General features: G+C 48.9%; 10 protein-coding genes. 5 read left to right on the top strand and 5 right to left on the bottom strand.

Annotated features, from left to right (window positions below; translation table 11 throughout):
- Nucleotides 1-159: 159 nt before the first annotated feature.
- The 5 genes from abc-f (at nucleotide 160) to N7U64_RS09020 (ending at nucleotide 7880) form a co-directional block, all read left to right on the top strand.
- Nucleotides 160-2025 (top strand): ribosomal protection-like ABC-F family protein, encoded by a 1866-nt coding sequence (abc-f, locus tag N7U64_RS09040; protein ID WP_318929478.1) that lies wholly within the window; start codon nucleotides 160-162, stop codon nucleotides 2023-2025.
- Nucleotides 2026-2239: 214 nt separating this feature from the next.
- A complete protein-coding gene (locus tag N7U64_RS09035) occupies nucleotides 2240-3715 on the top strand; it encodes an alanine/glycine:cation symporter family protein (protein ID WP_318929476.1) in 1476 nt (491 codons plus the stop codon).
- 117 nt (nucleotides 3716-3832) lie between these two features.
- The gene (locus tag N7U64_RS09030; protein WP_318929475.1) at nucleotides 3833-4723 is read left to right on the top strand and encodes a diacylglycerol kinase family lipid kinase; all 891 of its coding nucleotides are present in this window, start codon (nucleotides 3833-3835) and stop codon (nucleotides 4721-4723) included.
- Between the two features lie 326 nt (nucleotides 4724-5049).
- Nucleotides 5050-5766, top strand: coding sequence for a M23 family metallopeptidase (locus tag N7U64_RS09025; protein WP_318929473.1), 717 nt, complete (start codon nucleotides 5050-5052; stop codon nucleotides 5764-5766).
- A 125-nt stretch (nucleotides 5767-5891) separates the two neighbouring features.
- Entirely contained in the window at nucleotides 5892-7880 is a 1989-nt protein-coding gene (locus tag N7U64_RS09020) for a penicillin-binding transpeptidase domain-containing protein (RefSeq protein ID WP_318929471.1), read from the top strand.
- A gap of 65 nt (nucleotides 7881-7945) precedes the next feature.
- On the opposite strand, the gene trpA is transcribed toward N7U64_RS09020, so the two are convergent.
- Genes trpA through trpD form a run of 5 tightly spaced genes read right to left on the bottom strand, consistent with a single transcriptional unit; the run spans nucleotide 7946 to nucleotide 12278 of the window.
- Complete coding sequence (gene trpA / locus N7U64_RS09015) at nucleotides 7946-8725, bottom strand: tryptophan synthase subunit alpha (protein WP_318929469.1); 780 nt, start codon at nucleotides 8723-8725, stop codon at nucleotides 7946-7948.
- Nucleotides 8725-9924, bottom strand: coding sequence for a tryptophan synthase subunit beta (gene trpB / locus N7U64_RS09010; RefSeq protein ID WP_214766078.1), 1200 nt, complete (start codon nucleotides 9922-9924; stop codon nucleotides 8725-8727). The genes trpA and trpB overlap by 1 nt, the downstream gene beginning before the upstream one ends.
- A complete protein-coding gene (locus N7U64_RS09005; RefSeq protein ID WP_318929467.1) occupies nucleotides 9924-10499 on the bottom strand; it encodes a phosphoribosylanthranilate isomerase in 576 nt (191 codons plus the stop codon). The genes trpB and N7U64_RS09005 overlap by 1 nt, the downstream gene beginning before the upstream one ends.
- Nucleotides 10486-11262 (bottom strand): indole-3-glycerol phosphate synthase TrpC, encoded by a 777-nt coding sequence (gene trpC, locus N7U64_RS09000; protein WP_318929465.1) that lies wholly within the window; start codon nucleotides 11260-11262, stop codon nucleotides 10486-10488. The genes N7U64_RS09005 and trpC overlap by 14 nt, the downstream gene beginning before the upstream one ends.
- Complete coding sequence (gene trpD / locus N7U64_RS08995; protein WP_318929464.1) at nucleotides 11259-12278, bottom strand: anthranilate phosphoribosyltransferase; 1020 nt, start codon at nucleotides 12276-12278, stop codon at nucleotides 11259-11261. The genes trpC and trpD overlap by 4 nt, the downstream gene beginning before the upstream one ends.
- Between the last annotated feature and the right edge of the window lie 3 nt (nucleotides 12279-12281).

The following is a 12281-nucleotide window of genomic DNA, read 5'->3' as shown; positions in this document are numbered from 1 at the left end:
TTGCGCGCGATTTTTCATGGAATGGCGTTCTAAGGGACTAGTCTGTCCTTTTTTGAAGAACTCTATACTTGAAAAATAAAGCAAAGCGCATCTTCCACTGGTGAAGGAGAGTGCTGTTTGCGCTCTCCTTTTTTTGATGCGTCAGAGAGGAAAATTCATATGATGATCTGCGACATCCAACACCTGTCCAAACAATTCGGAGGCGACGATATTTTAACGGATGTGTCCCTCTTTATCCAGTCACATGACCGCATCGGCTTGATCGGACGTAACGGGAGCGGGAAAACGACTTTCCTGCGTTTACTGGCCCGGCTTGATTCACCTGACACCGGAACCATCTACCAAAAAAGCGGGCTATCCATCGGTTATTTGGAACAATTGCCGGTATTCGATCCTCACATGACCGGTCATGACGTCCTCTGGACCGCGTTCGCCCCTTTACTCGACTTACGGCAATCGTTGCACCGGCTCGAACAAGAGATGGCAACGAAAATCGATCAACTCGAGTCATTGCTTGCACATTATACGAAGGTGACCGAAGCATTCGAGCGGCAAGGCGGCTATTTACTGGAGTCTAAAGTCGACCGGATGATTAACGGTTTACGGCTTCATCCGTTACTTGATCGTCCGTTCGATCAGCTCAGCGGCGGTGAACAAACAAAAATCTGTCTCGGACGGATGCTGTTAAGTGAACCTGACTTGTTGATTCTTGACGAACCGACTAACCATCTCGATCTGGACGCCGTCGAATGGCTCGAGTCATTTTTAGCACACTATGCCGGCGCCGTCTTACTCGTGTCTCACGACCGCGTCTTTCTTGATACGGTCGTGACGAGCATCGCCGAACTCGAAGATGGTGAAGTCCGGCTCTACCATGGAAACTATACGTACTACATGACGGAAAAAGAACGTCTTTTACTTGAACAATTCCATGCCTATCAGGAACAGCAAAAAAAGATCAAGCAAATGAAGGACGCGATCCGCCGTCTCCGGCAGTGGGCCAATGAAGCTTCTCCCCCAAGCGAAAAGCTGTTCCGGAAAGCAAAATCAATGGAACGTGCGCTGGATCGAATCGAACGGATCAAACGTCCGAAGCTTGAGGCCGAGACACCGGATCTTACGTTTACGGCACAAGGTAAAACAAGCCGGACGGTCTATCGTCTGGAGGACGTCGGCGTTTCCTTCACCGAGTCACCGTTGTTTCACTCCTTAACCGTCGATATCGTTGCCAAGGATCGCTTGGCCATCGTCGGTGCCAATGGAAGTGGGAAAACGACTCTGTTGCAATTGTTGTTAGGTCATATTCAACCGACGAGCGGTCTCATCTCCCAAGGTCCTTCGGTCAAAATCGGCTATTTATCCCAACACATCGACTTTCCTGACGATCAACGGTTAATCGATGTCTTCCGGTCAAACATCGTATGTGATGAAGGGACAGCCCGTAAACGGCTCGCCCAGTTTTTATTTTTTGGACCCCGTGTCTTTTTACCTGTGACCGCTTTAAGCGGAGGCGAGCGTATGCGGCTGATGCTCGCAATCCTTGTCAACTCGGAATTAAACGTCTTGATCCTTGATGAACCGACGAACCATCTCGACATCGAATCACGGGATGCCCTCGAAGAGGCGCTTGAATCGTTTAACGGAACGCTGATCGCTGTTTCGCATGACCGCTACTTTTTAAATCGGCTGTTTACGAAAACACTTTGGCTCGGACAAACACCGACACTGTATCACGGCCCATATGCGTATGCGGTAAGCAAACGAACTGTCGCGCCCTCTGCCGCTGAACCGACACAACTTTCTTTAAATAAAAAATCACCTCAACCGGCACCTTCGATGATTCCGATGCAAACCTCCCGGCAACTCGAAGAGACCATCCAGCAGGCAGAGCAGGAGCTTTTTCTTCTGGAGTCACGACTGGAACAGACAAGCGATTACGAAGCATTGATGAAACTTTCTACCAGTCGGGAAGAGCTGGTTCAAAAGATTGACGAACTGTACGAACAATTCCTTGCCGTAGAATGATTCTCTAACCATATATCACCCTGTTTTGACCTGTCGTAATCATCGACAGGTCTTTTTTTCTCATTCTGAATCAAGTTCTCCTTTTACATTCTAAATAATTAATTCGATTAGTTGCCGAAAAAAAGTTTTAAAATTTCTCTTGATAATTATCTGAAAATTCGTATAATTTAGCTTATAGCCATTTTACCACAATACATGAGGAGGAATTTTTCAGATGGATGCCTTTCAGCAAGCAGTACAATCAGGAGTCGATTTTGCCAACAACTTATTATGGTCCTATGTTTTAATCGCGGCATTAATCGGCGTCGGCATCTACTTCACCATCCGGACAAAATTCATTCAGTTCCGGTACTTAAAAGAAATGTTCCGCGTCACACTCGATAAAAATGAGAAAACAACGGATGATGAAGGAGAAAGCATCACTTCACTGCAATCGTTCTTCATCGGTGCCGCTACCCGGATCGGAACAGGTAATTTAGCCGGCGTTACGATTGCCATCACGCTCGGCGGTCCCGGTGCCGTCTTCTGGATGTGGATGGTCGCTTTGCTCGGTGGAGCAACGGCTTTGATTGAAAGCACGCTCGCTCAGGTCTACAAAGTCCGCGACAGTAAAACCAACGCTTACCGCGGCGGACCAGCCTACTACATCGAAAAAGGATTGAAAAACCGTGCTCTCGGCGTTGTTTTCGCCATCTTGATTGCCGTCACGTTTGGCCTGATTTTCAACTCGGTTCAATCGAATACGATCGCAGCTGCCTTTGACAATGCCTTCGGGATCAACAAAGCGGTCATCGGCGGTATTCTCGTCGTCTTGACAGGACTCGTCATCTTCGGCGGTGTTCACCGCGTTGCGAAATTCTCTGCTGTCGTTGTCCCGATCATGGCGGGTCTTTATCTAATCGCTGCCCTCTTCGTTGTCGTCACGAACTTCACAGAACTCCCTGCTGTCTTCATGATGATTCTCAAGAGCGCATTCGGCATCGAACAAGCCGTCGGCGGATCTGTCGGAGCAGCTATCTCACTTGGTGTTAAACGGGGTCTCTTCTCGAACGAGGCCGGAATGGGTTCAGCACCAAATGCTGCTGCTGCGGCTGAAGTCTCGCACCCTGCAAAACAAGGGTTCCTCCAGACACTGGGTGTTTTCCTCGATACACTGATCGTCTGTACAGCAACTGCTGCCATCGTCTTGTTGAGTGACAGCTATGCTGCCGGAAACGGTGAAGGAATTGCGATGTTACAAAATGCTTTAGGCGAACAGCTTGGAGCTGTTGCCCCGGCTTTCATCGCAGTCTGTGTTTTCCTGTTTGCCTTCAGTTCCATTGTCGGCAGTTATTACTACGGCGAAACGAACATTGAATTCATCAAAAACAGTCCGGCTGCCGTCTTCGGATTCCGGATTGCGACAATGGCTTTCGTTTTCATCGGATCTGTTCTCAGTCTCGGAATGGTCTGGAGTTTTGCCGACCTCTTCATGGCCGGTATGACCTTGATCAACTTGACAGCCATCTCACTTTTAGGTGGCATCGCGCTGAAAGTCATCAACGATTACCAGGAACAACGGAAAAAAGGACTTGATCCTGTTTTCTCGGCGAAAGCTCTCGGTATCGAAAATACAGAGTGTTGGGACGAAGAAGAAATCGTTCGTCCGGCAGCAGGAGAAGCATCCCCACCATCAATCGCTCGCCGTTAATTTCAGGATTGCCTTGGACATCGACAGAAGTCATGTCCAAGGTTTTTTTCTGTCCAGGATTATGTTTATGCAATCTTGGGAAAATAGGAACAGGTAGAATTAAAGGAGGAATCATTCGTGTCAAAAGTCATGCTCATCATCAATCCGTCGTCCGGTAAAGAACTCGGTAAAAAACATGCGGAACTCGCGGAAGGAACATTGGCTCAACGATTTACGGAAGTCGATGTACGCTTCACGGAAAAAGAACTCGATGCAACTGAATTCGCAACACAAGCTGCACTCGGCCACTATGACGCTGTCGTCGCCATGGGCGGGGATGGCACAGTGAATGAAGTCATCACTGGTATCGCGGAACAGGAGCATCGTCCGACACTCGGAATAGTGCCTCTCGGGACGGTCAATGATTTAGCGCGTGCCTTACACATCCCGACGGAACCCGAGGAGGCGATCAGCGTCTTAGAGGATGCCCCTTCCCGTTCACTCGATATCGGAAAATATGATGATCATTATTTCATGAACGTCATCGCGGTCGGGTTAATCGCTGAAGCGGTCGAAGAAGTCAGTGTCGAACAAAAAACATCACTCGGTTCCGTCGCCTACTTCATCGAAGGATTAAAAGCCTTTAAGGATCACAGCCCCTATCCGATTCGCCTGACGGCGGCAGAAAAATCGTTTGACGGTGAAACGCCTCTTCTGATCATTTCCTTGACTAATTCTGTTGGTGGTTTCGAATCATTCGCAAAGGATGCCCGTGTGGATGATGGACTGTTACATGTCTTCATCGTGAAACAGCTTGGTTTCTTTGATGCCTTACAGGCCTTACCGAAATTATTGACCGGAAAGATTTCCGATGCCGATCAAGTCGAATACTTTACGACAAAAGAAGTTCATGTCGATTCAAAAGAACGTCTTCCGATTAATGCTGACGGCGACACAGCGGGTCATCTTCCCGTTACGGTTCAGGTTTTAAGTCAACATTTAACAGTTTTCGCTCCTGTATCCAAGTAATCCTTATAGCCTATATTCGTGATGATATGCCTGGGCGCATCATCACGTTTTTTAATGTTTTCTTAAAAGAAAACTCTCAATTTCTATTTTTACAAAAACAAATTCAGATAATAAATGAAATATTATCCATTACAATATATGTTATACAACTATAACCTTGCAATGAAATTGAAATATTTTTGTGTTATTTGCGATGCTATAATCATTCTAGCAAGAAAATATTTATACATATTAAGTACATGAACTCCATATCTTACAACTTTGAAAGGGTCTTGTTCCCTTACATAATCGTCCGTCGTCTTTCACATTTTAGGAGGAACTTCTACATGAAACGCATGATTACAACTATGACAATGACAGCACTGATGGTTTCTGGTTTCGCTACAACGGCTACCGAAAAGGTTGAAGCAGCAACAACGTATAAAGTTAAAGTAACAGCGGACGGGTTACGGGTTCGAACGGGTCCATCGACTGCGTATAAAGTCGTCGGCAGTGTTAATTCCGGTCAAACCTTCAATTATTTAGGTGTTTCCGGATCTTGGACAAAAATTTCTTACGGCGGCGCATCCCGCTACATTTCTTCTACATATGCAAAAAAATACAGTGTCACGACATCAACTAAAGCATCTAGCGGATTTTCGCGTCCGGCAAGCGGTCCGATTACTCAGGGATACGGCGGGGCAAGCGGTGTCTACGGCTATACCTTCCATAACGGAATCGATATCGGCGCACCAACAGGCACACCGGTCTATGCCTCTGCCGGCGGTACCGTCATCACTTCCCGGTATTACGGGGCCTACGGTAATCACATCATGATGAAAAGTACTGTCAATGGTGTCTCATATACGACAGTCTATGCTCATTTAAACAGCCGTTCCGTGTCTGTTGGGCAAACGATTGCCAAAGGCACAAAGATCGGGACGATTGGTGCAACAGGCAATGCTTTTGGTGCTCACCTTCACTTCGAAATGCATCGCGGTAGTTATGTCTACAGCGGTACATATGCAGCAAACAGCGTCAACCCGCTCAACTACTTCAATTAAGATGTAAACTCTACTCACACGAATGTTTGTCTTCGTGTGAGTTTTTTGTCGTTCGTTCAAGATGAAATCCTTCCGAAAGAATGGTACGGTTGTAAAACAGACTGTTCGCAAAAGGAGGATTTCCCTTGAAGAAGACACTCCCGCTTCTGCTTTCAACCAGCTTCGTGCTGACGATACTTGCCGGATGTCAGGATCAACCGACACCGGAAGAACGATTGGACGCCTATATTAAGTTATGGGAAAAACAGGATTATGAAAAAATGTACGCGGAGTATGCCAGTACAGAAACGAAAAAAACTTATGGTAAAAAGGAATTCGTGGATCGGACGAAAAAACTAGCAGAATCTCTTGCGATTAAAAATATTTCCGTCAAACGGACGAAAACAGACAAAAACGAGGATAAGGAACAGGCAAGTTTACCGGTCACGATTTCTTTTGAGACGTTGGCCGGACCCGTTTCTTATAAAAAAGAAATTCCGTTGACGTTTGAAAAACAGAAAGATACGGAAAACTGGTACATCAACTGGGATTCTTCCTTTGTTCTAAAGGATTTTAAAAAAGAAGACAAGATTCAATTGACGACACTCGAGGCGAAACGCGGTGATTTGCTTGATACGAAAAAGCAACCTCTTGCCACGACCGGAACCGGATACGAGGTCGGTGCGGTCGCAGGTAAAATCAACGATCTTAAAACGCTCGCCAAACAATTGAACCGTCCTGTCTCAGCGATCGAAGAGGCGCTCGCCGCCAGCTGGGTCAAAGACGGACAGTTCGTTCCGTTGAAAACATATACCGTAAACGACAAAACACAAATCAATCGTCTGAAACAGATTGATGGTGTCAGCGTCAAGGAAACAGAAGTCCGGGCCTATCCGTTTGGCAAAGCGACTTCCCATCTGATCGGCTATACCGGTTCGGCGACAGCGGATGACATCAAACAATCGAAACAAACGATTCAGGCCGGTGAACAAGTTGGAAAACGCGGGCTCGAGCAGGTCCTCGACGAAACATTACGCGGGAAATCGGGTGCCCGAATCGAGATCGTTAAACCGGATCAATCAACGGTTAATGTCGCAGAGACAAAAGCGAAGGATGGACAAGACATCCAACTGACGATTGACGGCAAGTTACAGCAAACGACTTATGCGACGATGAAAGATGATCCGGGAACCGCAGCCGTCATCGACCCACGGACAGGTGAAACACGGGTCCTGCTAAGTTCACCGGGATTTGATCCGTCCGAGTTTACGACGGGCATTTCCCAGGCTCGGCTCGATACATTGACGAACGATCCCGATCAACCGCTCTTAAACCGGTTCACGAGTGCCTTCGCACCCGGGTCGACCCAAAAACCGTTGACGGCAGCAGTCGGCTTAAACAGCAAGACACTTGATCCGGAAAAAGCCTATACGATTGACGGGTTAAAAACGAAGATCAACGGTTTTAACGTCACCCGGATTCATGAAACACCGGATCCGGTCAATCTGCATAATGCGCTCGTTTACTCGGATAATGTCTACTTTGCAAAATCAACACTTGAACAGATCGGAACCAAAACGTTTACTTCGGGTCTGGAAGCACTCGGATACGGTGAAAAGATTCCCTTCACCTATCCGATGCGGGCATCACAAATTTCAAATGACGGCTCGATTGCTTCCGACGGACAGCTGATGGATACGTCTTACGGGCAAGGACAAATGCTGACGAACATCCTGCACCTTGCGTCGATGTACGAAATCTTCCTGACGGACGGAACGATTTACCGACCGACATTGCTCGCTGAGGAAGAAACCAAACAGGTCTGGAAAAAAGATCTCCTCGAAGTAAAAGATGCCGCCATGATCCGTGACGATCTGTATGACGTCGTCCATGCCGGTTATTCCTTACCGGCCGAAATCCCTGAGATTAAAGTCGCCGGTAAGACCGGTACGGCCGAATTAAAAAAAGCAGGCGAAGAAAACGGACAGGAAAACGGCTTTTTCGTCGGTTATGACAATGACAGAAAAGATCTGCTCGTTGCCATCATGATTGAATCGGTCGAACAGGAGGACCGGGGCAGTCCGTATGTCTCCGGACTCGTCGCGGACGTCTTAAAAAGTCATGCCGACAAATAAAACAGAAGTTACTGCAAAAAGGTGCCGGATTTAAAATCCCGGCACCTTTTTTTGCGTCTTTTCCTTTACACGGTCACGTCCGGCAGACGGGCAGCCATCAACTGTTCGATTGCCGCTTCATCTCCCTGCTGCAACAATTCGACAATCTTGCTGCCGACGATAACACCGGCAACGCTTGTACTCAGTTGACGGACATGTTCCGGCGTACTGATTCCGAAACCGGCCATAACCGGCACCGGACTCAGCTGTGCTACTTTCGCCAAATGCTGTTCGAGCGAATCCCCGAAGTTAGTCTGTCCGCCGGTCGTTCCGTTAACGGTCACAGCATAGAGGAATCCTTCACTGTGCGCCGCCAGTTTCTCAATCCGTTCCATCGGACTTGTCAAAGACACCAGTTGAACGAGTGCGATGTCCTGTTTATCGCGTCCGGCAAAAAACTGATCGCTTTGCTCGAGCGGTAAATCAGGAATAATCAGTCCGTCGACGCCGACTTCACGACAGGTCGATAAAAAAGTATCAATGCCGAAGCGGAAAATCGGATTCAAGTACGTCATGACGACAATCGGCACGCTCGTCGACTGACGGGCAATCCGGATTGCTTCGAGAACATCCTTCAGACTGATATTATCCGCCAGTGCCCGCAAACCTGCCTCCTGAATGACCGGACCATCGGAGACTGGATCGGAAAACGGGACACCGACTTCAATTGCCGTCGCACCCGATCGTTCGAGGAACGCTAAAATATCCGGCAGACGGTCGATGCCTCCGTCTCCTCCCATCACATACGGGATAAAGGCTTTTTCACCACGTGCATTGACTGTGCGAATCGCTTGTTCTAATCGCATCATGCTTCCCCCTTTAAGGCATTTCTGACGGTCATGACATCCTTATCGCCGCGTCCTGAGAGACAGATGACGACGACTTCTTCCGGTTGCATCCCTCTCGCAAGTTCCGTTGCATGGGCAACGGCATGAGCTGATTCGAGTGCGGGAATGATGCCTTCTTTTTGGCAAAGCAGTTGCAAGGCATCCAGTGCCTGCTGATCTGTCACCGCTTCATACTGGACGCGGCCGATGTCTTTTAACAGGCTGTGTTCCGGTCCGACGCCCGGATAATCAAGTCCCGCTGAAATCGAGTGTGCTTCCGTCACTTGACCGTGCTCATCCTGCAACAGGTACATCATCGAGCCGTGTAAGACTCCGACTTCACCTTTCGACATCGTCGCGGCGTGTTTCTCCGTCTCGAGTCCGCTACCGGCTGCTTCGATTCCGTACAAGGCAACCTCTTCATCATCGATAAACGGGTGGAACATTCCGATTGCATTACTGCCGCCGCCGACGCAGGCGACGATAGCTTCCGGTAACTTGCCTTCTTTTTCAAGGATTTGTGTCCGGGTCTCTTGTCCGATCACTGCCTGGAAGTCACGGACGATTTCCGGAAACGGGTGTGGTCCGAGAACGGAGCCCATCAAGTAATGCGTATCGTCGACATGTTTGACCCAGTAGCGCAATGCTTCATTGACGGCATCTTTTAACGTCCGGCTTCCTTGGGTGACGGACACGACTTTCGCGCCGAGCAACTCCATTCGGAAGACGTTTAGTTCCTGGCGGCGGATATCCTCTTCGCCCATGAAGATGACACATTCGAGATCAAGCAGTGCACAAACGGTTGCTGTCGCGACACCGTGTTGTCCCGCTCCGGTCTCGGCGACGATTTTACGTTTCCCCATCCGCTCAGCGAGTAAGGCTTGTCCGATCGTATTGTTGATTTTGTGCGCTCCGGTATGATTTAAGTCTTCCCGTTTCAGGTAGATTTTGGCGCCGCCGATTGTCCGCGTCAAATGTTCCGCATAATAAAGCGGAGTTTGCCGGCCGACGTAGTTTTCCAGCAAATCATTCATCCGTTCACGAAATGCCGGGTCTTCCTTCACTTCGGCATAGGCTTGTTCAAGTTCGAGAACAGCCTGCATCAACGTTTCCGGGATATAACGTCCTCCATAAATCCCGTACTGTCCTAAAGCGTCCGGTTGTGAATAACGTGTCATTAGAAAGTCTCCTTTACGGCATCATGAAATGCCTGCATTTTTGTTTGATCTTTTTGACCATCAGTTTCGATTCCGCTCGAGACATCGACGGCAAACGGTTCGTATCGGTCGATTACTTGTTTGACATTATCCGGATTCAGACCGCCTGCGACAAACATCGGTTGATCGATCTGTAACTCGGTCGTCCAATCGAAGGTTTGTCCGCTGCCGGCTTCCGGCGCATCAAACAAGACATAATCCGCTTCCGGATGAATCATAGCCTGTGATCCGGCTGCGAGTGCCTGAATGACCGGCACCTGTTTTTCGTGATAGATTTCGTCCACGACCGGACCATGAAGCTGAATGAAATCCAGTCCGACTTGTTCGACCGCTTCTTCGACTTCCTGTTTCGTCGGCGAGACGAACACGCCGACGACCTGAACCGTCTCTGGAATTTCTGTCCGAAGCCGTGCCGCTTCTGTCACTGTGACCTGACGTTTGCTCGGGGCAAAGACGAATCCGATATAATCTGCCAGTCTTACAGCGTACCGGACGTCTTCCGCCCGCTTCAGCCCGCAGAATTTAATACGTGTCATGTTTGACTCCGTTGACGGCTTCAATGAAATCTGCCGGATTCTCCGCCCGCATCAGTGTTTCTCCAATCAGAATCCCGTCCGCTCCTGCTGCATGAAGCATCTGTGCTTCTGCAACGGTCTTGATGCCGCTCTCACTGATATAGCGGACACCCGGTGACTTCGTCTTCAGCAGTTCGAGTGATGTGTCGAGACTCACTTCGAATTTTTTCAAATTCCGGTTGTTGATGCCGATGATTTTCGCCTGCAACCGCTCTGCCCGTTCGAGTTCTACTGCATCGTGCACTTCGACCAACACTTCGAGACCACTCGCATAGGCATACGCGTATAAATCGTCTAACGTCTCGTCATCAAGCGCTGCAACAATCAATAAAATCAAACTCGCACCATGCGCTTTTGCCAAATCAATCTGAATCCGGTCAATCATAAAATCCTTGCACAGGACCGGGACGTCGACTGCTTTCGTGACAGCCGCCAAATCTTCCATGCTTCCTTTAAAATAGGTCTGGTCGGTCAGAACGGAAATGACCGTCGCCCCGCTTTCGGCATATCGTTTCGCCTGTGCCACCGGATCGGCGTTTAATGAGATATCGCCTTTTGACGGGGACGCCCGTTTGATTTCGGCAATGACGGATAAATCGGTTCCGCCGAGTGATTGATGGATCGATTGGTTGAGTTGTCGCGCCTCTGCTTGTGCCACACCGTCGATCTTCAAGCGGGCGACTTCCTGTCGTTTCGTTTCAATGATACGGTCTAAAATATTCATCCGATTGCCTCCTGTTGTTTCATCCGTTGTAAATACTGTAATTTTTCAAGTGCCCGGCCGGAATCGATGCTTTCCGCCGATCGTTCAATTCCTTCTCGGATCGTTTCGACCCGTCCTTCGGCAAACAGGGCGATTCCGGCATTGAGTAACACCGTATCCCGGTATGGACCCGCTTCTCCACGCAGAACCCGTAACAGAATTTCTGCATTTTCCGCTGCCGTTCCGCCGCGGATGGCTTCAATCGGAGCGACAGATAATCCGACTTCTTCCGGATGCAGACTGAACCGGATCAATTCACCTTGATCAAGCAACACCAATTGATTGGTTCCGGCGAGTGAAGCTTCATCCATGCCGCATGCGCCGTGCAGGACGATGGCACGTTTTCGTCCGAGACGATGCAATGTCAAAGCCATCGTCTCCAGTAAATCTTCCCGGTAAATACCGAGCAACTGTGTTTTAAGGGGTACCGGATTCGTAAGCGGACCAATCAGATTAAAAATCGTTGGAATCCGTAAATCACGACGGACTTTCATGATTTGTTTGACACGCGGATGCATCCGTTGGGCGAACAGAAAGGCAATCCCGTTTGTCTCAAGTAACGTCGCAATTTCTTCCATTGAGACATCAAGCGGGACACCAAGGGCTTCGAGCACATCGGCGCTCCCTGTTTTACTGGAGACACTACGGTTGCCGTGTTTCGCAACCTTCGCCCCGGCACCGGCTAAGACAAACGCCGCTGTCGTGCTGATATTAAAGGACTGGGATCCGTCACCGCCTGTGCCGCAATTGTCGATGAAATCTGTTCCCGATACCGGAATGTCGACAGCGACTTCACGCATGATTGAGGCGAGGCCGGCCAGTTCTTCCGCTGTTTCCCCTTTTGCTTTTAAGGCAATCAGAAAAGCTGCGATTTCGCTGTCCGTGACGTCTTCTGCAAACAGTTCACGGGCCGCTTGTTGCATTTCTTCAAAACGAAGATGATTGGCGTTTGCCAGTTTTGTTAATACGTCCTTCATTCC

Source organism: Exiguobacterium sp. K1 (genome assembly GCF_033721435.1).
In the GTDB taxonomy this organism is placed as follows: domain Bacteria; phylum Bacillota; class Bacilli; order Exiguobacteriales; family Exiguobacteriaceae; genus Exiguobacterium_A; species Exiguobacterium_A artemiae.
This window is presented reverse-complemented; position numbering and strand designations above follow the sequence as displayed.